This is a genomic window from Kitasatospora sp. NPDC058048, assembly GCF_042885555.1.
In the GTDB taxonomy this organism is placed as follows: Bacteria; Actinomycetota; Actinomycetes; order Streptomycetales; family Streptomycetaceae; genus Kitasatospora; species Kitasatospora lactacystinica.
Window position 1 is genome coordinate 192,554 of record NZ_JBHVRT010000001.1, and the last position, 25,346, is coordinate 217,899.

At 75.9% G+C, this 25,346-nt stretch carries 20 protein-coding genes; 1 reads left to right on the forward strand and 19 read right to left on the reverse strand.

The annotated features are described in order from the left end of the window. Positions 1 to 16 precede the first annotated feature (16 nt). A complete protein-coding gene (locus ACFVVA_RS00790; RefSeq protein ID WP_387684341.1) occupies positions 17 to 1,138 on the reverse strand; it encodes a PP2C family protein-serine/threonine phosphatase in 1,122 nt (373 codons plus the stop codon). A 434-nt stretch (positions 1,139 to 1,572) separates the two neighbouring features. Between ACFVVA_RS00790 and ACFVVA_RS00795 the strand changes: the two genes are divergently transcribed. Then, a complete protein-coding gene (locus tag ACFVVA_RS00795; RefSeq protein WP_387684343.1) occupies positions 1,573 to 2,064 on the forward strand; it encodes a signal peptide protein in 492 nt (163 codons plus the stop codon). 84 nt (positions 2,065 to 2,148) lie between these two features. Here ACFVVA_RS00795 and ACFVVA_RS00800 read toward each other — a convergent pair whose 3' ends face one another. The 18 genes from ACFVVA_RS00800 to ACFVVA_RS00885 form a co-directional block, all read right to left on the reverse strand. Beyond that, positions 2,149 to 4,203, reverse strand: coding sequence for a transglycosylase domain-containing protein (locus ACFVVA_RS00800; RefSeq protein ID WP_387684344.1), 2,055 nt, complete (start codon positions 4,201 to 4,203; stop codon positions 2,149 to 2,151). Between the two features lie 98 nt (positions 4,204 to 4,301). Beyond that, the gene (locus ACFVVA_RS00805; RefSeq protein ID WP_387684346.1) at positions 4,302 to 4,613 is read right to left on the reverse strand and encodes a hypothetical protein; all 312 of its coding nucleotides are present in this window, start codon (positions 4,611 to 4,613) and stop codon (positions 4,302 to 4,304) included. Positions 4,614 to 4,640: 27 nt separating this feature from the next. Then, complete coding sequence (locus tag ACFVVA_RS00810) at positions 4,641 to 5,930, reverse strand: NADase-type glycan-binding domain-containing protein (RefSeq protein WP_387684348.1); 1,290 nt, start codon at positions 5,928 to 5,930, stop codon at positions 4,641 to 4,643. A 3-nt stretch (positions 5,931 to 5,933) separates the two neighbouring features. Beyond that, complete coding sequence (locus tag ACFVVA_RS00815; protein ID WP_387684350.1) at positions 5,934 to 6,497, reverse strand: phage tail protein; 564 nt, start codon at positions 6,495 to 6,497, stop codon at positions 5,934 to 5,936. 34 nt (positions 6,498 to 6,531) lie between these two features. Beyond that, positions 6,532 to 8,493, reverse strand: coding sequence for a putative baseplate assembly protein (locus tag ACFVVA_RS00820; RefSeq protein ID WP_387684352.1), 1,962 nt, complete (start codon positions 8,491 to 8,493; stop codon positions 6,532 to 6,534). Next, on the reverse strand, positions 8,493 to 8,930 hold the full coding sequence (locus ACFVVA_RS00825) for a GPW/gp25 family protein (protein WP_387684353.1): 438 nt from the start codon (positions 8,928 to 8,930) through the stop codon (positions 8,493 to 8,495). Before ACFVVA_RS00825 ends, ACFVVA_RS00820 begins: the two co-directional genes overlap by 1 nt. A 2-nt stretch (positions 8,931 to 8,932) precedes the next feature. Continuing rightward, positions 8,933 to 9,244 carry a PAAR domain-containing protein gene (locus tag ACFVVA_RS00830; protein WP_387684355.1) on the reverse strand — a complete coding sequence of 104 codons (312 nt, stop codon included), beginning with the start codon at positions 9,242 to 9,244 and terminating at the stop codon, positions 8,933 to 8,935. Between the two features lie 112 nt (positions 9,245 to 9,356). Then, positions 9,357 to 11,135, reverse strand: a complete 1,779-nt coding sequence (locus ACFVVA_RS00835; RefSeq protein ID WP_387684357.1) for a VgrG-related protein — start codon at positions 11,133 to 11,135, stop codon at positions 9,357 to 9,359. Next, the gene (locus ACFVVA_RS00840; RefSeq protein WP_387684359.1) at positions 11,132 to 11,890 is read right to left on the reverse strand and encodes a LysM peptidoglycan-binding domain-containing protein; all 759 of its coding nucleotides are present in this window, start codon (positions 11,888 to 11,890) and stop codon (positions 11,132 to 11,134) included. The genes ACFVVA_RS00835 and ACFVVA_RS00840 overlap by 4 nt, the downstream gene beginning before the upstream one ends. A gap of 136 nt (positions 11,891 to 12,026) precedes the next feature. After that, positions 12,027 to 12,452 (reverse strand): phage tail protein, encoded by a 426-nt coding sequence (locus ACFVVA_RS00845; protein WP_359897847.1) that lies wholly within the window; start codon positions 12,450 to 12,452, stop codon positions 12,027 to 12,029. Between the two features lie 105 nt (positions 12,453 to 12,557). After that, positions 12,558 to 13,082, reverse strand: coding sequence for a hypothetical protein (locus tag ACFVVA_RS00850; RefSeq protein WP_387684361.1), 525 nt, complete (start codon positions 13,080 to 13,082; stop codon positions 12,558 to 12,560). A gap of 3,026 nt (positions 13,083 to 16,108) precedes the next feature. Then, positions 16,109 to 16,267, reverse strand: a complete 159-nt coding sequence (locus ACFVVA_RS00855; RefSeq protein WP_181970396.1) for a DUF6760 family protein — start codon at positions 16,265 to 16,267, stop codon at positions 16,109 to 16,111. Beyond that, positions 16,264 to 16,746, reverse strand: coding sequence for a hypothetical protein (locus ACFVVA_RS00860; protein WP_387684363.1), 483 nt, complete (start codon positions 16,744 to 16,746; stop codon positions 16,264 to 16,266). The genes ACFVVA_RS00855 and ACFVVA_RS00860 overlap by 4 nt, the downstream gene beginning before the upstream one ends. Further along, positions 16,743 to 17,183 carry a phage tail protein gene (locus ACFVVA_RS00865; protein WP_030290301.1) on the reverse strand — a complete coding sequence of 147 codons (441 nt, stop codon included), beginning with the start codon at positions 17,181 to 17,183 and terminating at the stop codon, positions 16,743 to 16,745. The genes ACFVVA_RS00860 and ACFVVA_RS00865 overlap by 4 nt, the downstream gene beginning before the upstream one ends. A gap of 81 nt (positions 17,184 to 17,264) precedes the next feature. Further along, on the reverse strand, positions 17,265 to 18,797 hold the full coding sequence (locus ACFVVA_RS00870; protein WP_387684365.1) for a phage tail sheath family protein: 1,533 nt from the start codon (positions 18,795 to 18,797) through the stop codon (positions 17,265 to 17,267). A gap of 175 nt (positions 18,798 to 18,972) precedes the next feature. After that, positions 18,973 to 21,204: an ATP-binding protein gene (locus tag ACFVVA_RS00875; protein WP_387684367.1), complete on the reverse strand. Its 2,232-nt coding sequence runs from the start codon at positions 21,202 to 21,204 to the stop codon at positions 18,973 to 18,975. Beyond that, the gene (locus ACFVVA_RS00880) at positions 21,201 to 21,965 is read right to left on the reverse strand and encodes a DUF4255 domain-containing protein (RefSeq protein WP_387684369.1); all 765 of its coding nucleotides are present in this window, start codon (positions 21,963 to 21,965) and stop codon (positions 21,201 to 21,203) included. Before ACFVVA_RS00880 ends, ACFVVA_RS00875 begins: the two co-directional genes overlap by 4 nt. Beyond that, complete coding sequence (locus ACFVVA_RS00885) at positions 21,962 to 25,240, reverse strand: hypothetical protein (RefSeq protein WP_387684371.1); 3,279 nt, start codon at positions 25,238 to 25,240, stop codon at positions 21,962 to 21,964. Before ACFVVA_RS00885 ends, ACFVVA_RS00880 begins: the two co-directional genes overlap by 4 nt. Between the last annotated feature and the right edge of the window lie 106 nt (positions 25,241 to 25,346).

The following is a 25,346-nucleotide window of genomic DNA, read 5'->3' on the forward strand; positions in this document are numbered from 1 at the left end:
GTCCTGGCCTGCGCGATCAGCCACGCCGAGGACTGAGGCCGGCTCCGTCCGCCGGCTCCACCGGGGGCGTCCGGACGGCGAGCAGGGCGGTGTCGTCCGTCAGCCGGCCGCCGGTGTGCCGGACGACCGCGGCGGCCACCTCGTCGACCAGGCGCCCGGGGTCGACCACCCCCGGGGCGTCGGCCAGCCGGTCCAGGTGGGCGCGCAGCGAGAAGAAGGCGCCCGTGCGGTCGCGGGCCTCGGTCACCCCGTCCGAGACGATCAGGACCGTCTCGCCCGGGCCCAGGCGCAGCCGCCGCACCCGCGGCAGCCCGCCGGCCAGCTCGGCCAGCCCGATCGGGGCCCCGTCGCCCGGCGGCAGCTGCCGCACGCCCGCCGGGCCGAGGACGTGCGGGCTGTCGTGGCCGAAGTTGACCACCTCCACCTCCCCCGGCGCGTCGGAGGGAAACCAGAGGACCACCGCCGTGGCGAACCGCTCCTCCCGCTCCCCCAGCCGCTCCGCCAGCGCGTTCTGCCGGTACAGCCGTTCCTCCATCCACCCCGCCACGGTGGCCAGGTCGCGCTCGTGGAAGGCGGCCTCCCGGAAGCAGCCCACCAGGGCCGCCGCCGCGGAGACGGCCGGCAGGCCCTTGCCCTGGACGTCGCCGAGGATGACCCGCGCCCCGAACGGGGTGGCCAGCACGTCGTAGAAGTCGCCGCCCACCCGGGCCTCGACGTCCGCGGCCAGGTAGCGCGCCGCCGAGTCCACCCCGCCCCATCCCGGGGGCACCGGGCGCAGCACCACCTGCCGGGTGGTCTCGGCCGCGCCCTGCAGATGGCGGACGTAGGCGGCGGCCCGGGCGCGGAAGACGCTGATCGGCACCGAGAGGACGGCCCCCGCGATCACCAGCAGGAAGTCCTCGATCCCCTGGGACTTGCCCCAGATGCTGTCCAGGGCGGGGTAGGCGGCGATCGCGAGGAGGGCGAACAGCCCGGTGGCCGCCGGCCCGCAGAGCCCGGCCGCCACCACGGGGACCATCACCAGCCAGCTCACCGACGCGAACGTCGCGGGCGTGGCCGCGTCCACGCCCACCACGAACGCGAGGACCGCCAGGGGCACCAGCCAGGAGCGGTGGCCGTACCGGATCAGGATCGGCATCCGCTGCCCCGGCTCCTCCACCGAACGTGCCCGCAAGCCACCCTCCCCTTCCCGGGACCTCCCCCGACCTTCGGGCACTCCGCCCGGCGCGCGGGCGCCGGGCGGGAGGTTGCGCCCAAAGTAAGGGGCCCCGTCCCGGCACGGGCGGTGCCCCGGCCCCACCGCCGCGGCGGTCGCACGTTCGGCCCAGTCCCCGGCACCGCTCCCGGCCCGCCGCTCGGGCCCGGCACCGGCTCTCGGCGGGCGGCTCACGGCGGGCGGGTCGCGGCGGGCGGCTCACCCGGTGCGGCTTCGGCGTGCGGCTTCCGCGTGCGGCTTCCGCGTGCGGCTTCCGCGTGCGGCTTTCCGGGTGAAGGGGCAGGGTGGTGCCGTACGGACCTGCCCGGACCAGTCGGCGCACCCGCGTGCCCTGGCCACCGGCCGAAGGAGGCGCCATGCGCACCCGGAAGATCCCCCGTCGGAGCCTGGCGCTGGCCGCGGCCCTCGCCGCCGTGCCGACCGCCCTGCTCACCGCCCCGTCCCAGGCGGCGACCGGCACCCCGACCGCGGCCGGTGCCCCGCCGACCGGCTTCGTCGAGCTGCCCAGCTCCTCGCTGCCGCCCGACCACGCGCAGCGGGTGTTCACCGTCTCCTACCGCAACGACTCCTCGGCCGACCGCACGGTGGCCCCGCAGGTCCTCATCGAGTCCCCCGTGAACGGGCCCTTCCTCGATCCGGCGAGCGTCCGGCTCGAAGTGCTCTCCTCCGACGGCCACTGGCGCACCCTGCCGCTCGCCAGCCAGACCGGCACCCTGTACACCCGGCTCGGCTCGGCCAAGCTCGTCCTGCACGGCCACCACACCCTGACCGAGCGCTACCGGGTCACCGTCGTCGGGACGGCCCCGGCGCAGGGGACGGTCGAGCCGCGGGTGGCGCTCTACGGCTGACGCACGGGCAACGGGCCGCCGGGCACTGGGCACCGGCGGCCCGGGGCCACGGCCGCCGGGTCACCGGGTCACCGGGTCACCGGGTCAGGGCAGCTGCACCGGGGTGAAGGTTCCGGCCGGGGTGCCGGCCAGGGCGCCGTCCATGGCGTCGCGCCAGATCGGGCCGGCCAGGGTGCCGCCGAAGGCCTGGCCGACCACCGTGCCGCCGATCCGCTGACCGTCCAGCGGCTCGGGATCGTCGGTGTCGCTGACCACCGTCGCGCCCGCCATCTCCGGGGTGTAGCCGACGAACCAGACCTGGCGGCTGTCGTTGGTGGTGCCGGTCTTGCCGGCGCTGTCCCGGCCGGTGAGGCCGGCCGTCCGGCCGGTGCCGTCCTCGACCACGCCCTTGAGCATCGCGCTGACCGTGTCCGCGGTGCCGGCCGACATCGCCGCCGAGCAGTTCGCCTGCGGCACCGCGAGCTGCTTGCCGTCGGGGCCGGTCACCGAGGTGATCGCGGTGGGCGCGCAGTACGTGCCGTGGGCGGCGAAGGCCGCGTAGACGGCCGCCGTCCCCAGCGGGGTCAGGTCGTTGCTGCCGAGCGTCATCGACGGGACCACCTGGAGCTTCTCGCCGCCCGCCTGCTGGGTGATGCCCAGCCTATTGGTCATCTGCGCGACCGAGCACAGGCCGGTGTCGGCCTCCAGCTTCGCGAAGTAGGTGTTGACGGACTGCGCCATGGCCGACTTCATGTCGAACCGGCCGGTGAGGCTCTGGCTGTCGTTGTGCACCTGCCCGGCGGAGGGGAACCGGCCGCCCGAACAGTCCGTCATGGCCGGCCACGGCATGCTGTAGTCGGTGGTGTAGCTCCGGTCCGCCGGGATGCCGCCCTCCAGGGCCGCCGCCGCGACGATCGGCTTGAAGGTCGAACCGGTCGGGAACCCCAGCCCGCCGCCCATGGCCTTGGGGACGTTGTAGTTGATCTGGGTCTGGTGCTGCTTGTCGTCCACGCCGTACGGCCGGCTCTGGCCCATCGCCAGGATCTCCCCGGTGCCCGGCCGGACGATGCTCATCGCGGTCGCCGCCCGGTCGCCCGCGTCGACGTGGCCGGTGACGGAGGCCTGCAGCGCCGCCTGCGCCCCGGGGTCGAGCGTGGTGCGGATCTGCAGGCCGCCGCGCTTCCACACCGCCTGCCGCTCGGCCGCCGACTTCCCGAAGACCGGGTCCGTGAGGACCACGTCGCGCACGTAGTCGCAGAAGAAGCCCTCGCCCTGCTTGGCCAGGATGCACCCCTGCTGCGGCGCCTGGACGTTCAGCCCGAGCGGGGAGCCGATCGCCTGCCGGGCCTGCTCCTGGGTGATGTGCCCGTACGCGGCCATCTTGCGCAGCACGGTGTCCCGCCGCTCCTTCGCCACCGTCGGGTTGACCACCGGGTCGTAGCCCGTCGGCGACTGCACCAGGCCGGCCAGCAGCGCGGCCTGCGGCAGGGTGAGGTCCGCGGCGTGCACGCCGAAGTAGCGCCGGGCGGCCGCCTCGACGCCGTACGCCTTCTCGCCGAAGAAGGTGATGTTCAGGTAGTTGGTGAGGATCTGGTCCTTGCTCAGGGTCTCCTCGACCTTGATCGCGTACTTCAGCTCCTGGATCTTGCGGCCCACGGTCTGCCGCTGCGCCTCGGCGACCTTCTGCGGGTCGTCGCCCGCCTCCTCCACGAAGACGTTCTTCACGTACTGCTGGGTCAGCGTGGACGCCCCCTGGGCGGTGGTGCCCGAGGAGGCGTTCTTGTCGAGGGCGCGCAGCACGCCCTTGAGGTCGATCGCGCCGTGCTCGTAGAAGCGGTTGTCCTCGATGTCCACCAGCGCGGTCTTCACCAGCGGGGAGATCCGCTCCGCCGGGACGACCGTGCGGTCCCGGTCGTACACGGTGGCGATGGTGCCGCCCCGGGCGTCGAGGACGGTCGAGGCCTGGGACAGCGGCGGGGTCCTGAAGTCGTCGGGCAGGCTCTCGAAGTCGTCCGCCGCCGACTGCGCGCCGAGCCCGACCGCCGCCACCGCGGGGAGCACCATGCCCGCCGCCACCACCCCGGCGATCACGCTCACCGCCGCCAGCCGCGTCCCGTGCCCCAGCTTCCCCATGCCCGCCACCACCCGCCGTTGTGCCATGACGGGTGACCGTACGCGGCGCAGATGAGGAACTCCTTGGAGGCCGGCCTGCTGCCGGACGCGCACGGCGCACCCGGCAGCAGGCCCGCGGGGCGGGGTCAGCAGGCCTTGACGTACCAGACCGGGGCCCAGTCGGCGTTGGGGTCGCCGTAGGGTGCGCCGGGAGTGGTGTGGACGAGGTTCTTGGACTTGCCGTACGGCCCCCAGCCGTCCGCGGGGACCAGGGACAGCGCCAGGCGAGCCCGCTCGGGCAGGCCGGCCAGGGCTCTGTGTCGCCACGGATCCAGTCGCGCCGCGTGGCTGCGCGACTGCAACGCCCTCGCCGCCGCCATGAGTTCGGTCAACGGCATGGGGTCGGTTGGCCGGGTCCTGGCCAGGTCCCCCGCCGTGAAGTGGATCCGGTACACCATCGTTTCCTCCGGTGGCGGGCCGCGTGGTCAGGTGCGTTTGAAGAACTCCACCTCCGAGAGCGCGATGGCGCGGTCGGGGCCGGTGCCGGCGGCCTCCCGGACGGTGAGCTTCACCTGGGTGACGTCGCTGATCCCGGTCTGCACGGTCTGCGGGCCGGGCTGGTCGTTGAGCGGGACCTGCTGGGTGTGCACCGTGCCGTCCTTCTCGGTGACCTCCAGGGCGAGGACGATGGGGCGCGCCTGCTGCCGGAAGTGCTCCGGATCCACCGAGTCGCCGGTGTGGATGATCAGGTCCACCAGCCGGAACGGGGTGCGGAAGGAGAAGGTGACGGAGTCCCCGACCGCGGGCGCCCCCCAGTAGGTGTTGCTCAGGCCGTCGTCGGCCAAGGTGGCCGGATGGCCCTCGACGGCGGCGCTCGCCGAGGTGGCGGCGGGGGTGATCGGCGCGGTCTTGCGGAGCTTGTCCAGCACGTCCTGGAAGGCGACCTTGCCCGCCGGGTACAGCAGGATCCCGGCGACCACCACCGCGATCAGCACCAGCAGCGCGATGGTGCGGCGCAGCGCGTTGCCCGAACCGCCGATCCGCACCCGGCGCCGGAACGGCCAGCGGGTGCGCCACCAGGGCAGCTTCGGCGCGGCCTCGGTCGGAGTGAGCGGCGCGGCGCAGCGGCGGCAGAACTTCCGCTCGGGCAGGTTCGGCGTGCCGCACCGGGGGCACGGCGGGCCGTCCTGGGCCTCGGCGGTCTCGGCGGGCCGGCTGACGGGGCGCGGTGCGACGGGCTTGGCGGGCTGGACGGCCACCGGGTCGGCCGACGCCCTCGGGGCGGGGGCCGGGGTCTGCGCGGGAGCCGGCCGTACGGGGGCGGTGCTCGGGCGCGGGGCCTGGGCGGCGGGCGGGGGTTCGGTCGCCGGGGGCTCGGTCACGGGGGGCTGGGCGGGCCGGGCGGGTGGCTGCTCCGCCCCGGGCTCCTCCTTGACCTCTGCTTCGGGTTCCGCCTTGGACTCCGCCTTGGGCTCCGGCTTGGGCTCCGCCTTGGGCTCCCGCTTGGGCTCCGGCTTGGTGCGCGCGGTCCGGCGCGGGGCGCTCCGCCGGGTGGATTCGACGGGCGCGGGCGCGGGCTCCGGGACGGGTACCGGCGCGGGCTCGGGCTCGGGCTCGGCCCGCGCGGGGGCGGGCACCACGACAGGCGCGGCCGTCGGCGCCGCCGTCGCAGCGGCGGCGGCGGCGCCGCGCGACCAGCCGAGGTAGGCGCCGCAGTTGCCACAGAAGTCGTCCCCCTCCCCGTTGGCCGTTCCGCATTCGGGGCACACCGGCATCCGTCAGCCCTCCGTTCGCCCGGGTGGGCCGGGCAGGATCTCCACCCGGCAGGTCAGATGGACCGGACAGCCCGCCCTCACGACGGACCGCACCTGGTCCTCGTCCGGTGCCGGTCCGCGCAGCGGCCAGACCCGGACCAGTACGTCGCCGCCCGGTGCTGACGGCAACGGAGCGTCCGGGTCGGTGGACCAGGAGGCGCCGCCGCCGTCGACGATCTCGGCTCCGGCGCCGAGCACCAGGCGCAGCCGTTCGGTGAGGCCGCGCCGGGTGCCGCGCCAGCGGTGCAGCTCCACGGCGCGCTCGACCACCGCTCGGCGCACCTCCACCGGCCAGGCCGGGTCCACCTCCACCGCGACCCAGGAGGCCAGCCAGTCGAGGAAGTCGGCCGGCGCGAGGCCGGGTCGGAAGTAGGCCGGCAGGTTGTCCAGGGTCGCGAAGACCGGGGCGAGGACGGTGTCCAGGCCGGCCGTGAACCGCTGGGCGAAGTCGTCGTCGGCGAACAGCGCGGGCAGCAGTTCGCCGATCGGGTGCGGGCTGGGCAGTCCGGGGACCGCCGCGCGGCTCATCCGCGCCTCCCGGTTCCCGGCGCGCGGCACTCGCTCATGACGTCCCGTCCTCGGCGGCCGGGGTGACCACGACCTGGTGCTGGTGGGAGAAGACCAGGGCGTCCGCCGGGACCTCGACCCGCTCAGCGGGCGCGCCCCGGCGTCCGCTGATCGGGTCGGCCGGGAACAGCCGCACCTCCTCGACGCCCGAGACCGCGGCGACCCGCTGGAGCACCGCGAACACCTCCCCGTACTGCACGGCCCGGCCGAACGGCCAGCCCTCGCCGTCGGCGCCGCCGCGCAGCGGGTTGAGGTAGCGGTACAGCGCGGCGAGCACCTCCTCGCGGACCCGGTCGGGGTCGGCGGAGCGGGTGGTGAGCCGGGCGACGACCGTCACGCCCTGGTAGGCGGGGGGCTGGACGACCAGCCGGGTGCCGATCAGCCGGCGCTCGTCGAGGGCGGTCGCGACGGCGGCCAGCACCTGCTCGTCGGGGATCAGCTGCTCGAAGCGCAGCCGGTCGCCCTCGTCCGCGACGGCGTCGGGGACCACCAGCACCCGTACCGCCCCCGCCTCCCCGCCGCCGGCGGGCACGCAGCTGATCCGGGCGGCGGACGGCGCGGCCTGCCGGGCGATCAGCTCGAAGTCCCCGGCGGTGACGGCACGTTCCTGCAGGCGCAGCTGGTGCGGGGCACGGGCCTTGGCGTTCTCCACGGTCTCGCCGTCGACCCCGCCGCGCGCCGCCTCCCGGTTGTCGACCCGGGCGATGTACGGGACGGAGCTGCGCAGCACGGTGACGGTGCCGCGGGCGACGTTGCCCGCGATCCCGCCGCCGGTGCGGTAGCGCGGGACGCGCAGCCGGGCGCCCTTGGGCGGCACGGCGCCGAAGGCCCGCAGGCCGCCGTCCGGCTCCCGGACCGCGGGCGGGAAGAGGAACTCGCCGGTGGTCGCGTCCAGCACCACGTGCCGGTCGGCGGGCGAGGACTCGCCGAAGTGCTCGACGAGCGTCCAGCGTTCCCAGCCCTCGCCGGCCGCGACCTCGACCACCGGGGGCTCGCCGTCGAGCAGCACCGGCGGCCGGGCCAGCCGGAAGCGCTGGCCCGCGACGCCCTCCGAGGTGCCGAGCTGCGCGTCGGTGACGGTCTGCGCGTGGACGGCGGTGGCGGTGCCGCCGACCGTGAACACCTCGGCCCGCCGGACGGTGGGGGACTCGGAGTAGAACGGCTGGCCCGGCTGCGGCTCGGTGACCCGGCAGCGCAGCCAGCCGGCCCGGCGCCCGGCGACCACCGAGGCGGTGTGCCCGGCGGGCACGAAGACGACCACCTCGCCGGGCCGGTTGAGGCCGCCGGTGGTGTCGCTGCCGGTCTCGCAGGCGATCCAGCGCGCGCCGTCCCAGACCTCCCAGACCAGCGGCGGCTGGCGCGGGTCGACGCCGACGCCCTCCACCCGGCTGTCCAGCCGGACGATCAGGATGCAGCGCGGCACGACGGCGGGCAGGGCGAACAACATGGCGTCCCCGGCCGCCGGGCGCGGCTGGAAGCAGGGCACGTCCGCGCCGTCGGCCAGCCGGGCCGTGCCGTCGGACTGCTCGCCGGAGGCGGAGACGGTGACCAGCCGCTCCAGCGAGCTGGGGACGATCGGCAGGTCCTCGGCGGTGGAGAAGACCACCGCGTCGTCGGTCTCGGTGCGCAGCGTGGAGACCTCGGTGCCGGCCCGCAGCAGGACCGTCTCGGACTGCGGGGCGGAGAGCCAGAAGTCGACCTCGGCCCGGGCCGCGGCGGGCGGGAAGAGCCGGATGCCGAGCAGGTCGAGGAAGGCCGCGTAGTTCTTCTCCGGGACCCGGTTCATCCGGTAGAGCAGCTGGTCCACCAGGTAGGCGAAGGTCTCGATCAGGGTGACGCCCGGGTCGGAGACGTTGTGGTCGGTCCACTCCGGGGCGCGCTGCTGGACGTAGCGCTTGGCCTCGTCGACGAGCTGCTGGAAGCGGCGGTCGTCCAGGTTCGGGGAGGGCAGGGCCATCAGCGCGCACCCCCGCCGACCGTGTCGAGGGCGTCCGCGCCCGGGTGCTCCGGGATGGTGTAGAACGGGAAGACCAGGTTGCGGCGGTCGTTGGTGGCCCGCACGGTGTAGTGGACGTCGATGTAGAGGGTGCCCTCCTCGGCGCTGTCGAAGGCGATCACCACGTCGTCGACCTCGATCCGCGGCTCCCAGCGCTCCAGGGCGATGCGCACCTCGCGGGCGATCCGCCCGGCCGTGGTGCTGTCGCCCGGGGCGAAGACGTACTCGTGGATGCCGCAGCCGAATTCGGGGCGCATCGGCCGCTCCCCCGGGGCGGTGCCGAGGATCAGCCGGATCGCCTCCGCGAGCTCCCGGTCGCGCTCCACCATGGCGATGCCGCCGGTGGCGTTCACCCGCAGCGGGAAGGCCCAGCCGCGTCCTATGAAGCTGCCACTCATGCTCAGCCCCCGATCAGCACGTTGAACGCGCCGGTGGTGACGGTGGCGCCGCAGGTGGTCTTGTCGCCCATGCGGGCCGCAGGCAGGCCGCCGATCAGCACCACTCCCCTGGTCACCGCGCCCAGGGAGGGCAGCACCAGGTTGCCGGGGCCCAGGGCCAGGTGCGGGGGGACGACGCAGGCGTGGACGGTGCCGACGACGGCGGCGGGGCGGCCGCCGATCAGCACGGTCGCCACCTTGAGGGCGCCCGGCGGCGGGGTGGTGAGGGCACCGCCGTGGTCGGTCAGGTCGCCGGTCCGGGCTGCGGGGGGCATCTGCGGTCTCCGTTTCCTGCGGTGCCCGGTGTTCGCGGGCACTCGCCATACTGCCATTGGTTCTTGACGTTCCGTCAGTCGATCGCCGGTCTGTCGCCGGTCGATCGGCGGCTCAGTTGATCCGGACGAAGGCCCCCTTGAGCACCGCCTCGGCGCCACCGTCCACGGTGACCGACGTCGTGCCCCGGACGGTGACCGATCCGCCGCGCACGTTCACCGCGCCGGTGCCCGCGTCCAGGGTGATGCCGGAGGAGGAGAGCCGTACCGTGCTGCCGGCCGCGCCGCCGAGGCCGTGGACGGTCAGCACGATCTCGCCGCGCTGCTGGTCCAGGCTGACCTCCAGCTTCCCGTCACCGCTCGCCAGGTGGACGCCGGACTTGCCGCCCGGCACGTCCAGCAGCTCCATCCGGTGGCCCGAACGGGACACCACCGAGCGGCGGTTGACCTTGCCGGAGGCCCCGTCGACCAGTGGCACGTCGTGCGGGGAGGGCCGGTCCACGCCGTTGTAGAGCCCGCCCAGCACGTACGGACTGTCCAGGTCGCCCTGCTCGAAGCCGACCAGCACCTCGTCGTTGACCTCGGGGCTGACCACGCCGCCGCCCCCGGCGCCGCCCCACTGCACGGTGCGCACCCAGTCGGAGACGTAGGTGTCGTCCAGCCAGGGGAACTTGAGCTTCACCCAGCCGCGCTGCCCGCCACCCGGCTCCCGGACGTCGGTGACCACGGCGACGGCCAGTCCGGGCATCCGGGGCCCGCGCGGCGGGGCGTTGCCGCCGCTGGTCAGCCCGGCCAGCGAGCGGTCGGGCGCCGCGCTGACCACGACGGTGGTGCGGTAGCCGCGGAACGGTTCGAGCAGGTGGCGCACCCCGGTGGCGGTGTAGCGGCCGGAGAAGGCGGCGCCGACGTTGCCCAGCGCGACCGCGGTGCCCGCCCGCAGCCGCGGGTTGCCCTCGGCGACGACCTCCAGCTCGCCGAAGCCGGCCGCCACCGAGGCGGCCAGCGACCGGGCCACCGAGGCGGTCTCCGCCTGGGTGCGGTACGGGGTGTCGGCGACGGTCAGCCGGGACTGGCCGGGAAAGGCGGAGGCCACCACCGAGGGGCTCATCCCCGGCTGCACGGTGCGGGAGGTCACCGCCGGCTCGGTGGCGACCAGGGCGCTCTTGGTGGTGACGTTCCAGCCGCGCGCCTCGACCGTGTCCGCTCCTCCGGCACCGGTCAGCACGCCGCGCAGCTCCAGCAGGTTGCGGCCGTACTCCAGCACCAGCGGGTTCTGCGGCGCGGGGGTGGAGGGGGCCGGCGCGCCGGAGGCGGGATCGGGCCGGACGAACTCCAGCCTCCCGTCGTCGTCCACCCGCACCTGGGCGCCGCTCTCCTGCGCCAGGAACTGGAGGAACTCCCAGTCCGGCACGTTCGCCTGCGAGAGCTGCTGGTGGACGACGGGGAAGGAGTCGACCTTGCCGCAGGTCAGACCCGCGCCCGAGGCGACCTGGCGGACGATGTCGGCGGTGGTCATGTTCCGGAAGGCCTTCACCCGGCGCCCGCGCATCAGCCGGTGGGTGACCGCCGAGGCCCGCACCACGGTGTACGAGCCGGTGGTGTCCACCTCCAGCTCCAGCGCGGTCACCTCGCCGGTGAACAGCCGCGCCCGGGTGTTGCCCTGCACGGTCACCACGGACACCTTCAGCGGGGTGCCGATGGTGATCCCGGTGGCGGAGAGGAAGGTGTGGTCGGCGTCCCGGAAGGACAGCACCGCGGTGTCGGACAGGCCGACGCTCTCCTCGATGTCACAGGAGACCAGTTGGGTCACCCAGATCGGCGGCAGCGGGCCCGGCGCCTCGACGACGGGGTCTGCGGCGAAGGAGCGGCCGCCGCGGGCCTCGGGAGTGGTCATGACCGTCCGCCCTGGGTGGGTTCCTGGTTCCTGGTGTGGGTGTGGCTCTGGGTGAGTTCCTCGATGCCCGGCACGATCAGCTCCGCGCCGGGGACCAGCGCCAGCGGATCGTCGATGTCGTTGGCCTCCGCGATGGCGCGCCACGCGGTGGCGTCCCCGTAGGCCCGCCAGGCGAGCATCGGCAGGCTGTCGCCGGCGATCACCCGGTGGGTGCTGCGGGCCTCCGGCGAGCCGGAGGTGGGGTTCTGTCCGGCCGGGTCGACGCTCGCCTCGTCGATGGTCAGCGAGCAGACCGCCCGCAGCGGCTTCCCGTCGACGTCGAAGAGCGAGTAGGTGACCGAGAGGCCGGTCAGCACCCCGTTGAACGACGTGGTCTTCAGGGTGCCCCAGTCCAGCCGGATCCACGGGCTGGCCGGCGTCTTGCGCGCCAGGCTGGCCGCGGTGGGCACGCACGCCGTCATCAGCTGCTCCACCGCCCGCTCCACCGAGTTGTCGTGGGTCGCCGTGGAGTCCAGGAACACGTCGAGGGAGAGCGAGCGCGGACCGCTGCCGACGAACTCGGGCAGCGCGGACTCGCCCGCCATCCGGGACGGGGTGCGCCGCCACTCGGTGGTCTTGCTCAGCACCAGGGTCGCCGGGTTGAACTGGAGCCGGAGCTGCGCGAGCGTGCCGCCGGGCTGGGCGCCGACCGTGGACGGTGGCTCCATGATGGTCAGTTGGGCCCGGGTGACGCTGGCGGGGACCGCCGGGGACATCCTGGTGCTCCTTCCGTGGGTCGGGCTGCGGGGTGGGTTCCGTGGATCGGGTCGGCCGGGTGGACCGGGTGGGCCCGAGTGGGCCCGGGTGGGCCGAGCGGGCCGAGCGGGCCGAGCGGGCCGAGCGTGCGGTGGGTCAGGAGGGGCGCAGGCCCGCGTGGGCGATCTCCAGGGTCTCCATCGCCGCCTGGGAGTTGGCGGGATCGAAGGACGGCCCCTCCCAGCGCACCGGGACGATCCCGAGCACCTGCCAGCCGACGATCCGGCTCAGGTCGGGCCGCAGCGCCACGATCTCGCCGTCCTTCGGCTCGACCTTGCGGACGATCTCGGACAGCCAGCGGGCGATCTTCGTGGTGTCGGCGGTGACCGCGCGGGTCAGCGTGATGTTCGACCAGGTGATGCGGCCCGGCAGCTGCCAGGCGAAGCCGTTGTTGCCGCCCTCCGCGTACTGCTCGATCTCGACCTGGGCGCCGAGTCCCGAGCAGGTGGTGAAGTCGCCCAGGTCGTTGCCGCCGATGGTCAGGCTGAAGAACACACTGGACGCGAAGATGTTGTCGGTCATCGCTTCTGCTCCCTGCTTCCGGTCACGTCGCTGCTGCGGCCTGCTGTCGGCCGTCCGCCTGGTCCACGCTCTGGTCCGCGGTCCGGCCCGCGGTCCGGGCCGGGCTCAGCGGCGCATGTCGTACGGTTTGCCGCTGCGCTCCCGGCCCCTGCGCAACTCGGTGCGCAGCAGCCGGCCGACCGGTTCGACCAGGCGGCGGGCCAGTTCGTCGAGGTCGGCGGGGTCGGCGCGCCGCTCGGCGCCCGGTCCGGCGGGGGCCTTCCCCGGGGTGCTCCCGGCGGACGGGGTACCGGGGGTGGCGGTTCGGGCCGGCCCGGCGAGCTGCACGGTGGTGGGTGTGCGCGCGGGCACGGCGGTCAGCGGCACCCCCGTCAGTCCCGTCTGCTCGGCCACCCGCTGCAGCAGCCGGGCCGTGGCGGGCGACGGCGGTGCGGACGGCGCGGGCGAGGCGGAAAGCACGGACGAGGCGGACGGGGCGCTGGTGGCGTGCCCGGCGGGCAGGGCCCGGGCCACAACGAGCGCGGGGGCGGGCGCGGGGACGGACGTGGGCGCGGGCGCGAGTGCCGTGGCGGGCTGCGGGCCCGGTGCCCGGCTCGTGCCCGCCGGGGCCGCGCCAGTGGGCGGCGGCACCGGGGACGGCTGCGGAGGCCGGGGCGTGGCCGACAGGCGCTGGACCGACGGCGCCGCCACGGGCCTGAGCCGGACGACCGGCGGGCGCGGGGCGCTCGCCGTGGCGGACGGCGAACCGGGGGCGCCGGGGTTCGCCTGCCCACCGGAGCTCGGCGTGGCGGACCGCTGCACGGCCGGGAGGCCCGCGCCCGTGGCACCGGGTCGCGGCGGCGCCGGGACACCGGGGTTCAGGACTGCCGCACGGGGCCGACCGGGCAGGACGCGCGGTGGGCCCGCCGGTGCGGGCGCGAGCGGGGCGGTGGCAGGTGCCGCCGGGCCTCCGGCCGCTGACGGGTGATCGACGACGGTCGGGTGATCGGCCGCCGTCCGTCGGACCGGCCGTGCCGACGGGCGGCGGGAGAACACCCGTTGCACCGCGGCCACGACCCCGCGCGGCGCGGCCGCCCCCGGGGTGGAGGGGCGCCCCGAACTCCCCGGAGAGGCCGACTCCCCGGCCGCGGCACCGCCGCCTCCGGCACCGGAACCCGGCGAGCGCCGCACCTGCGCACCCGAGCGGCGCGGAGCGGCAGCGGCCGGTGCGACCGACCCGGCCGGCGCCTCGCCGTCCGGACGGGACACGAGCGCGTGGGGAAAGGCGGCCCGGACCACGGGCGGCGTCGGCGCCGGCCCGGCGCCTCCGCCGGAGGGAGCGGCGGCAACGGGCGCGAAGGGCGCCGGCACAGTGGCGAGGGCGACCGTCATCCGGCGGTCGCCGAGCAGCCCGCGCCGCTGACCGATGAGTCGAACGGCCCGCTGCACGCCCAGGCCGCCGGAGGACCGGCGCGCCGGAACCGTCACGGGCACCACCGGACCGTTGCCGCCTCCGAGCGGAGCGCCCGCCGGGCGCGTCCCGGAGACGGCCGGCTGCGCGGCGGCTCCCGACCGCCGCTCCGGGCCGCTGCCGGAGGCACCCGCCCTGCCCTGCGGGGCGTCGGAGGGCGCCGGGCGTCCGGCCGCCGGACCTCGAAGGCCGCGATCCGCACCGGGGTGCGCGCTGCGGGCACCGGCAGTCGGGGTACTCGGGCCGGCGGGGAGGGTCGGAATGGTCGGGACGGTCGGGGTGGTAGGGATACTCCGGGTGGCCGGGACGGCCGCACCGGCCGATCGCCCGTCACCACCGGTCCGGACGGAGGACGTCGCCTCGGCCGGGCCGTCGCCGGGGCTCCGGGGGGCGCGCTGCACGGGCAGCCCCTCGCCGGCCACCGGCGAGGCGGCGGCAGGGACTACGGCGGGAGCGGCGGCAGAGGCCGCGTCGCCGGTCGCCGGGGCCGCGATCCGCCGGACCGGTCGGCGCCCGCCGAGCAGCGGAGCGGTGCCCCCGGCCACGGCCGCCGTCGGCGGCAGCGCGTCGAGCGGCGCGCCCAGGCCTCCGCGCGTACGGGCGGGGGTCGGGTCGGGCGGGAGCGGTGCGGCGCGGTCGGGGGTCGGCGTCGAGGACGGTGCGGGCGTACCGGCCCCGGAGCGGGCGCGCTGAACGGGCGTGCCCTCGGCGGGTCCGCTCCGGCCGACAAGGGCCGGATCGGGCCGGCCCGGCAGGGCGCGATCGGAGGACGGTGTCGAGGACGGTACGGGTGTACCGGCCCCGGACCGCGCGCGCTGAACGGGCGCGCCCGCGGCGGACCCGTGCTCGGGGCGGGCGGGCGCCGGGCGGGCGGGCTCGCCGGCCGTGGCGGTGCGTCGGGCGGCGCCGGCGTCCCGGCCTCCGCCCCCGCCCCCGCCCCCGGACGGCCGGGCATCGGCCGAGCTGCCCGTCTCGCCACGGGTGGACCCCGCGTCGGCGGGGACGACCGGCATGGCCGGCCCGGCCGAGGTGGCACCGGAGGCCCGGGGGCCGTCGACGGCCAGAGGTGTGGCGTTCGCGGGCAGCGCGGTCAGCGGCGCGCCGAGAACCGGGCGGGCGGGCGCGGCGCTTCCGGGCGCGGCGGCGCGCTGGACGGGGGTGCCGTCGGCCGGCCCGTTCCGCGTGGGCGCGGGGTTGTCGGCCGGGCCGGGCACCGGCCGTTCGGCGGCTCCGCCGCTCGCGGACGGGCGGCGCGTGCCCTCGGCCGGCTCTTCCGTCGTCGCCGCGGGCCGCGGCGCGTCCGTGCCCCGGCTCGCCGGTCCGGTGACGGCGGCCGGTGCCCTGACCTGCCCCGGGACGACCGCCACGGGGCGCGCGGTCAGCTGGCCGGGCCGCCGGGCCACGACCAGCGGGGCCCCGACGGGACGCGGCCGCACCGGCCGGTCGGCCCGGACCGCCGAGTCGTTCGGGCGCGGGGAGGCGGCGGCCGCTTCGGGCGTCGCCGCACCGAGCGGGCCACTGGCGGCCTGCGGCCCTTCGGGCTTCGGTGAACTTCCCCTCACCGCAGCAGACTTCGGCCCGCCGGGTACGGACGCACCGGGCGCCGCCGTGCCGGGTGTCTCCGCGGCGGGCCTCGGCCCACCGCCGTCGGCGCGCTCGGCGGTCGCGCGCGAGTCGGCCGCACCCGCGCGGCCCGGGCGGGGCCCGGACCGCACCGGAAGCCGTCGCAGCCGGACGGACCGCTGGACCGGACGCGCCTGACGCGCCGACCGCGCCGCGCCCGACGGCCCGTCCTCCGAAGGCACTTCGGCCCCGGTCTCGCTCGGGAGGACCGGCACGACCGGCACGACCAACTCGTCCCCGCCCGTGCGGACGGGGGTCGGGGCGGTCGGCCTCGCCACCGCCCGCAGGATGCCGACCGGGGCGGTCGGCAGGACCGCGTGGCCGAGCGGACCGCAGAGCGAGGGGTCCTGCCAGGCGGTGAGCCGGGAGCGGAACCTCAGGCCGTCGCTGACGCCGTGGGCCGGCCCGGCCAGGGTCGGGACCAGCGGCGCGACCGCGCGCCAGCCCCCGTCCCCGGCCGCCGGGCGCCGCCGAGCGGCCTCGCCCGTGCCCCGGGCCGCCTCCGTGCCACCGGAGCCGGCACCGGAAACGGCGCCCTCGCCGCCCCTGCGGCGGCCGATCCAGTCCCGAAGCCCCACCCGGCTCACCCGCCTTCGCTGATGCGGGTGTTGAGCCGCGCGATCTCCCTGACCCACTGCCCGCGTTCACGGTGGGTCAGGTCGAGGATGTCCTCCCGCTGCCAGTGGAAGTGGTACGCGATGTACGCGATCTCCTCGTACAGCCGAGCAGGCGCGTACGTCACGATTCCCCCAGGCGCCCACCGGCGAGGTCGACCTCGAAGGCGCCGTCGCAGTGCGGGCAGGTCACCGCGGCGCGCGTGTGGCCTTCGCTGTTGATCCGCTGGTAGAGGTCCTGGAGGAAGGCCACGTCGGTGGCGTACATCCGCTCGACGACCCCGGCGTGCACGTCGGTGATGTCGCCCAGCCTGGTGATCACGTGGCTGAGCAGCACCACGCTGAGGTACGCCGGGTTCTCCTTGACCCTCAGGTCGATCTGCGGCATCAGCTCGTCGCGGGCGGTGGCCAGGCGCATGGCACCGTGCCGGTGCACGGTGCCCTCGTCGTCGACGTAGCCGAGCGGCAGCTCGAACTCGAACTCGGTGTGCGGCGCCCGCGCCCGGGGCTGCGCCGCCGCTGCCGCCGGGGCCTGCTGCGGCGGCGCGGTGTTCTGCGTGGCCGGAGCCCGCTCCAGCAGCTCCTCCAGGCCGATCTTGCGCCTCACTCGACCGAGATCTCCTCGAACACGATGGTCACGGTCTCGGTGGCGGCGCTGGACTCGCCGGCGCTGAGGGTGGGGCCCTCCCAGCGGCTCGCCCAGGCGTTGGTCAGCTGGATGCGCCGCAGGGTGGCACCGGTGGTGTCCTTGACCTCGATGGTGAGGTTCTGCCGCGCGGTGTTGATCGCCCCGTTGTTGAGGGTCTCCTTGATCCAGTCCGTGAACGCGCCGCTCTTGTCCAGGCCGCGGGTGATGGTCACCTCGCCGGGGAGCCGGGCGCCGGGCTGCTTGCGGACGATCAGTTTGCCCTCTTGGGTCACCTGCTTGTACTCGACGACGTCCTGTTCGACCGTCAGGTTGCTGATCTCCTTGACGGACTCGACGTTGTAGCCGCCGAGTTGGACGCCGAAGATATGTGTGGAGAGCGGATCGCCTTCAGCCATGGGTTTGTGTCACCTTCCGATGCGAGGGGTACCGAGGGTGCCGAGGAGTGGCGCCGACGGATGTGGTGCCGACCGGGCCGGTCACTCGTTGACGAGGCTCGTGCTGTCGGAGAACTGGGACAGCCGGAACACCACGAACTCCGCGGGCTTCACCGGGGAGACGCCGATCTCGCAGATCACCTGGCCGAGGTCGATGGACTCCGGCGGGTTGTTGTCGCGGTCGCACTTGACGTAGAAGGCCTCGGCCGCGGTCTGCCCGAACAGGGCCCCGCGCCGCCACTCCTCGGTGAGGAACGCCGTGATGTTCCGGCGGATGCTGGACCACAGCCGGTCGTCGTTGGGTTCGAAGACCACCCACTGGGTCCCCAGGAGGATGGACTCCTCCAGGTAGTTGAAGAGCCGGCGCACGTTCAGGTAGCGCCACGCCGGGTCGGAGGAGAGGGTGCGCGCGCCCCAGATCCGGATGCCGCGCCCGGGGAAGGCCCGGACGCAGTTGACACCGATCGGGTTCAGCAGGTCCTGCTCGCCCTTGCTCAGGCGCAGCTCCAGGTCCACCGCGCCGCGGATGACCTCGTTGGCGGGCGCCTTGTGCACGCCGCGCTCGGCGTCGCTGCGCGCCCACACCCCGGCGACGTGCCCGCTCGGCGGGACCAGCACGTTGCGGCCGCTCGCCGGGTCGAACACCTTGATCCACGGGTAGTAGAGCGCGGCGTAGCGGGAGTCGAAGCCCGCCTCGTCGTTGCGCCAGGTGCGCATCCGCTGGGCGTTGAGGCCGGGCGGCGGGTCCAGGACGGCGATCCGGTCGCCCATCTGCTCGCAGTGCGACATCACCGCCAGCTGGACGGTGCGCAGGCCCTCGTCGTCGAGGTCGCCGCGCTGGTAGGCGCTCATCAGGTCGGGCACCGCGACCATGGTGATCTCGTCGATCGCCTCCAGGCCGCCGAAGCCGGTCCGGGCGGCGGCGTCGCCGACGTACTCGGCGGGGTCGAGCCGGCCCACCGGGACCGCGGCCGGCGCGGGCGCGGCGGCCAGGGCGTGGGTGCGGCGCTCGGGGCGGCTCGGCGCGGTGCCGGGCTGTTCGGCGACGGCGACCAGCTTCGACTCGCGCAGCTGGGTGACGACGTAGCCCTTGGTGCTCTTGCGGGTCGAGACGTCGTAGGTCTCGGCGACCTCCGCGCCCCGGCGCACCAGCAGCCGGAAGCGGTCCTCGGGGACGTTCTCCCCCTCCGGGTCGGCGACCTCGACGGACACCTCGGCGCCCGCGCCCGGCAGGGCGGAGAAGAGGAACCCGGCGATCTCGACGGGCGGGGCCGCGGTGACGGCGGGGGCGGCGCCGGGCGCCCGGCGGGCCGGGTCGCCGACCCGCACCACGTAGGCGGAGCCGCCGCCGTTGGCGAAGAAGCCGTACACCGAGTGCGCCAGGTAGGTGCCCTCGGTGAAACCGCCGAACCGCTGGACGTACTGGTCCCAGTTGGTCACCAGTGTGGGCTCGTGGAAGGGCCCGGTCTCGGCGAAGCCGACGAACGCGGCGACGGCCGTGCCGACGCCCTCGATCGGCCGGGCACCGGACTGGACCTCCTCCACGTACACGCCCGGGGTGAGGTACGACGGCATACGCGCTCCTTCGGCTGGTCAAGCATTGCGCCGGTCATTCGCCCCCGAGTCTGCTGCCCGGACGTCACCCGGAAACATGTCCGCAGGTCCCGGACCGGGGGCAGGAACCGCTGCCCCCGGCGGACACCGCCGGACGTCCCGGACTGCCCCCGCCGCCCCCCCCCCCCCGGGGGGGTCAGCCGTGCCCGGTGTCCCCGAGCGCGCCCAGCCACGGCCCGAACTCGCTCGCCAGCACCAGCCGGCCGAGCTTGCGGTACTCGCCGACCACCGCGGAGACCAGCTGCGCCATGCCCAGCGGGGCGCCCGTCCCGGCGGCCAGATACGCCGCGGAGACCGCGCAGGCCCGGATGGAGCCGCCGGTGAGCTCGAAGTTCCGGGCGCAGAAGTCCAGGTCGAGGTCGTCGCCGCGGGGCACCAGCGGCCCCAGGCAGCGGTCCCAGAGCAGGCGTCGCTGCGCCTCGTCCGGCAGCGGGAACTCGGCGATGACGTCCAGCCGCCGGGTGAACGCCTCGTCGAGGTTGGCCCGCAGATTGGACGTCAGCACGGCGATCCCGTCGAAGGACTCCATCCGCTGGAGCAGGTAGGCCGTCTCCACGTTGGCGTGGCGGTCCCGGGAGTCCTTGACCTCCGAACGCTTGCCGAACAGCGCGTCCGCCTCGTCGAACAGCAGGACGCCGTTCACCTGCGCGGCCTCGGTGAAGATCCGTTCCAGGTTCTTCTCGGTCTCGCCGATGTACTTGTCCACCACGGTGGAGAGGTCCACCACGTACAGCTCCATGCCGAGTTCGGCGGCGACCACCTCGGCCGACATCGTCTTGCCGGTGCCGGACTCCCCCGCGAACAGGGCGATCACGCCGTTGCCCCGGCCGCCGCCCGGGCGCATCCGCCACTGTCCGAGCACCTGGTCGCGGTGCCGGGCCCGCAGCACGAGCTCGCGCAGCCGGCCCGCGGTGGGGGCGGGCAGGACGAGGTCGGACCAGCCGACCGCGGGCTCGATCCGGCGGGCGAGCCGGGCCAGCCCGGCGGCGTTCTGCGCCCGTACCGCCGTGCGCAGGTCCTCGGCCCGGACCGGGCGCCGCTCGGCGGCCGCCGTCCGGGCCGCGACCGAGGCGGCGCGGGCCAGCTGCTCCTGGTCCAGCCGGTAGGCGGCCACCGCCTCGGCCAGTTCCTCCGGCAACTCCTCGCACGGCTCCTCGCCCAGCTCGTCGCCCGACTCCACGCCCGACTTCTGACTCGGCTCCGAAACACCCGGCTCCGAAGCACCCTGCTCCGCACCCAGCGCGCGGGCCCACTGCCCGGCCCGGTCGCGCGCGTCCGGCGGCCGGACGGTGAGCACCACCGGGCTCCGCGCCGCCCAGACCGGGTCCCAGACCTGCGGGCCGTGCACCACCAGCGGGACCCCGGCGAGTTCCGCGCACAGCTCGCGCAGCAGCGCGGCCCGCTCGGGCCGTTCGGGTTCGAACCGGTCCAGCGGCCCGAGCACCACGCCGCCCCCGCCCAGCCGCGCCTCGCGGGCGAGCACCCGTACGGTGGCCTCCGGCGGGCGGGCGGCGAGCGCGGCGGCGTCGACCACCAGGGGCGGCGGGCCGTCGGCCGCGAGGGCCGCCACCGCGAGCCGGCCGGCGTGCCCGCCCCGGTCCAGCAGGTGCACCAGGCCGCCGTCCGCGGCCAGGAAGCGCAACTGTTCGAGGGACTGGTGGGAGCGGCCCAAGGGTCCGGCGCGGCGGGCCAGCCCGGCGAGGATGCCGTCCGGCTCGTCGTCGCCGAGCAGATGGGCCGTCACCCGGTCCGGGACGCGCAGGGTACGGGAGAGCAGCGGACGGTCCGGCTCGGTGATCTCCAGCAGGCCGCCGGCGATCAGCGGGGCCCGGACGGAGAACCGGAAGCGGCCGGCGCCCGCCCCGGGCAGTCCGCACAGGTCGAGGGCCAGACCGATGGTCGCCCGGCGGCGGGTCAGGTCGTCGTTGAGGTAGCCGTAGAGCTGCTCGAAGCGGGAGTCGAGGTCCGGGGCGAGCGCCACCAGCAGCAGGTCGAGGTCGACCGGGAGCAGCCCGAAGGCGGCGCTGAGCCGCCCGAGCCGGGAGCCGGGCGACGGCACGGGGCCGTCGCCGGGGTCCGCGGCGGCCCGGTGCACCGTGGCGGAGGCCGCCAGGATGCGCTCCACCGCCTCCGGGCCGAGGTACTGGCCGCGGTACGGGTCGTCCGGATCCGGGTCGTCGGCCCGGCGCTCGCGCACCGCGGCGCGGACCCGCCGTTCGACCCGCTGCAGCCGCTCCCAGAGCTGGTCGGGGGCCTGACCGAACGGTGCGCTGTCGTCCGGTCCTGACGGCCCGTCGTGCACCGGCCCGGGCGGTGCGCCGTCGGCCGCCGAGGCGGCCTCCGGGGCCCGGTCGAGGTCGAGGCTCATCGCGCCCTGCCCCGGGCCCGGCGGCCGGGCGGCAGCCCGCGTTCCCGGGGCGCGGCGAAGCCGTCCGGCCCGGGGTCCCCGGCGCCCTGGTAGCGCAGCCGGCGGCCGGGACCGTCGGCGGGCGGCGGGCCGGCCGGGGTGGTGTCCCCGGCGTTGGTGATGCCTCCGACGGTGGTGGTGTCCCCGGCGTCGGTGGTGTCGCCTGCGTGCAGCACCAGCCCCTCGGTGACCGGCGGCCCTGCCGGGCTGCGCCCGCCGGGCAGCGGGGCGAGCACCCGGAGGTCGACCGAGGGCCGCAGTTCCCCGCCGAGCGAGGACCAGACGTCGGACACCGACGGCAGGCCGGTGTCGCGCCCCGCGATGTCCAGCCCGACGGTCAGTCCGAGCTCGGCGAGCGTGCCGGTGAGCAGCCGGGCGGGCAGCGTGTCGGTGGTCGTCAGGCACTGCAGCACCTCGGCCAGCAGCCGGTGCTCGTCCTGCGGCCGGTTGGTCCAGGCGGTGACCAGGTAGGCCAGCTCGAACCAGCGGGGCGCGGGGCGGTGGCCGGTCACCAGGCCGTCCGCGTCGTACTCCGCGACGGTGCCGGCCTGCCGGCGGCCGGTGTCCTCGCGCAGCCCGTACAGGTAGACGCTGACCGTGGGCGCGTTGCGCCGGGCCGCGAAGTCCCGGGTGGGCGCGTCGAAGACCACGTCGATCCCGCGCTCGGGCAGACCGGTCTCGGCGAGCAGCTGTCGCAGCGCCTCGTCGACCTCGTGGATCACCGCCGCTCCACCTCCCCGGGCGGGCCGATGCTGCCCTCCACCACCAGGAAGGGGCAGGTCACCGGGGAGAATCCGGGGCCCTCGGCGGTGATGGTGCGCGGGCCGGTCTCGTCCTTGGGGAGGATGAGCAGCTGGCCGGCGAAGGTCCCGTCGCCCTTCGGGCGGGTGGGCGCGGCGGCGGCGGTGATGCCGGGTTTCCAGGTGAACCGGACCGGCGCGCCGGGCGGGAAGTCCACGCCGCGCACCGAGGTCACGAAGCCGGGCTTGCCGATCGGCGGCACCGCGACGATGCGGGGCTGGAGGATGCGCAGCGGGGTGCTCGCCCGGTGCGGTCCCGGGGTGGCATCGGTGCCGGTGGTGGCGAGTTCCGCGGTGATGGTGGTGTCCAGCGCCGCCACGGGCGAGAGCACCACCCGGACCACCGCGCTGCGGCCCGGGGCCAGGTCGCTCACCGTGCAGGTGCCGTTCCGGCAGCCGGGGGGCAGGGCCTCGGTGGGCACTCCGGCGGGCAGGCCGAGGGTCAGGCGCAGGCCGGTGGCGAGGGCCTGGCCGGTGTTGCGCACCGTGTAGCTGACGGTCACGTGGCCGCCGACGTAGCCGGGGTTCGGCTGGGCGTCGACCGCGACCGCGGGGCCGGCCTGGGGCGGCGGGGCGGGCGCCGGGGGCGGCGGCGGTACGGGGGTGGAGGTCGGCGTGGGTGTCGGGCTGGGCGCGGCGGTCGGGCTGGGCGTGGGTGTCGGGCTCGGACTCGGGCTCGGCGAGGCGGTCGGCGACGGGGTGGGGGTCGGCGACGGGGTCGGCGGTTCCAGCACCGGGAGGAAGGTCCGGGCGAAGTCGTCGTCGGGGTTCGGGTCGACGACCGTCCCGGTGACGCTCCAGCCGAAGTCCGGGACGCCGGGCCGGGTGCCGGTCAGGGTGGCCTTGATCCGGACCACCTGGCGCGGGTTCAGGGTGCCGAGTTCGCAGCGCAGCGCGGCGGCGTCGCACGATCCGGTCGGGGTGGTCAGCTTGTCGAGCCGGGCGCCGGTCGGCACCGAGACGGTGAGGGCGGTGCCGGGCGAGGGCGCGGGGCCCTTGTTGGTGACGGTGACGGTCACCTCGGTGCTGCCGTCGACGGGGACGGCCGGGGTCCGCTCGGGCACGCTGACCGCCAGGTCGACGGACTGCTGGACGGCCGGCTCCTTCTGGCGCCCCGGCAGCCGCCAGTCCAGCTCGGTGAGCTGGGCGGTCGCGAAGTCGTAGACCTTGAGCCCCTCCGGTGCGCTCGGCGGCGCGGCGCGGCGGGAGGTCAGCACCAGCTGGGCGCTGTTCGCCGTCCAGGCGACGTCCCGGGGCTGGAAGGGCCCGGTGGTGGGGCGGTCGGGCAGCGGCCGGGTGCAGGCACCCTGGCCGAGCCCGGTGGGCACGACCACCGTGCAGCCCTCGCCGGTCGGCGTGGTGACCACCACGCCGTCCTGCTGGTTGTTCCCGCCGTCACCGGCCTTGCGGTTGAAGGCGATGCGGCGGCCGTCGGGGGCGAAGGCGGGGCTGTCGTCGATGACGTTGCAGCTGCCCGGGCAGGCCGTCCGGCTGAGGTCGGTCTGCCGGGTGAGGTCGTCGGCGGCGACGGTCCAGACGTGCAGGTTGCCGGCGTTCTCGTTGACCACCGCCGTCCGGGAGAAGGCGATCAGCTTGCCGTCGGGGGACCAGAACGGCTGGCCGTCGGAGGCGCCGCGCTGGCCGGCCGGCGGCTGGACGGTGCCGACGATCCGCCCCGTGGCCATCTCGGCGATCAGGACCCGCCCGGGCCGGGCCGGCTGCTCGCCGGCGGCCGGGACGCTGCGGCTGAACACGATCAGCCTGCCGTCCGGGGAGATCGACGGGTCGGTGTCCCGGTCGTTCGGGCCGCGCCCGGCGAGGTTCATCGGCTGCGGGTTCGCCCCGTCGGCGTCGGCGAGCCAGATCCGCTGGATCCGTCCGGCGGGGCCGTCCTCGTAGCGGGTCACCACGATCTGCCGCCCGTCGGGCGTGTAGGTCTGGCGCTCGAACCACGGGTCGAAGCCGGGGCGGGGGTGGAAGAGCGGGTCGGCGCCGGGGTCGGTGCTGGTGTTGCTGCCGGCGGCCGGGTCCTCCCGGAGCACGCTGATGCCGAGGTCGCGCGGGTCGCCCCCGTCGGGGCGGACGTCCTGGACGTCGGCGACGTTGGCGCCGGCGGCGCTGGTCTGCTCGACGACGGGGCCGCCCTCGTTCTGGGTTCCCAGCCAGGTCGGTGCGGCGATCAGCCGGTTGGCGCGGTAGAGCAGTCGGGGCGCGTCGCAGTTGCAGGTGAGCGCGCGGTAGAGGTTCACCACCGGCGGCTGGGACGGGTCGGGCTGCGGGCTCGGATTGTTCGGGTCGAGCAGGTCGGCGCTGAGGAAGAGCACACCGGTGCCGTCGGCCATCCAGGCGGCGGAGCCGGTCTTCCAGGTGGAGCCGGTGCCGGGGAAGAAGGCCTTGTCGCCGCCCGTGGGCGAGGTGAGCATCAGGGTCCGGCCCTGGGCGCCCTGGTCCCAGGTGTAGACGATCTCGTTGCGGTGGGCGTCGTCGTTCAGCGGGTTCCAGGTCGGGTCGACCGCGTCCCCGCTGGTCACGTTGGTGACCTTGACCGGGGCGCCGCCCTCGAACGGCCGCAGGTAGATCTGCCGGTGCTCCGGTTCGCCGGTGCAGGAGTACGCGATCCACTTACCGTCGGGCGAGACCGTCGGGTGGGTCTCGTCGGCCGCGCCGTCGGTGATCCGGCGCAGCCCGCTGCCGTCCCGGCCGACCGCCCACAGGACCTTCTGGGGACTGCCGCCTCCGGCGCGGGGCTCCAGCGACTCGAAGACGACGCCCTTGCCGTCCGGGGCCAGCGCGGGGTGGGCGGTGTCCATGCCGGTGGTGAGCCGGCGCACCGCGCCGGACGCGTCGCGCAGGTACACCTGGGGCAGCGGGCCGTCCCGCAGGCTGGTGAAGACCAGTTCGTCGCCGCGGGCCGACGGGTCCTGGTCGAAGTGGACCGGGCCGGGCCCGAACAGCGGGGTACTGGACTCCGCGCCGGTCACCTTGCCGAGGCCGCGGTGGTTGGTGCCGGCGAAGACGATCCGCCCGGCCGCCGGGTCGACCGCGGCCACCGGGGCGGCGGCGACCTTCCCGCCGGGGGCGGCGCCGGCCAGGGTCACCAGGGCCGCCGCGAGCGCGAGCAGCACCGCGACGGCGGCCCTGGCCGGCCGCCGGACGGAGCGGGGGGTGGCGGTGGCGCCGATCACGCTCGACCTCACAGGTTGCAGGGGCGGTCTGCCCGCAGTCTCCCCGCCGTCGACGCGCCGCGGGAGAGCCCGGGCACCCTCGGCGGGGGAAACAACCGGTGTCCCCGAAGGGCAGCCC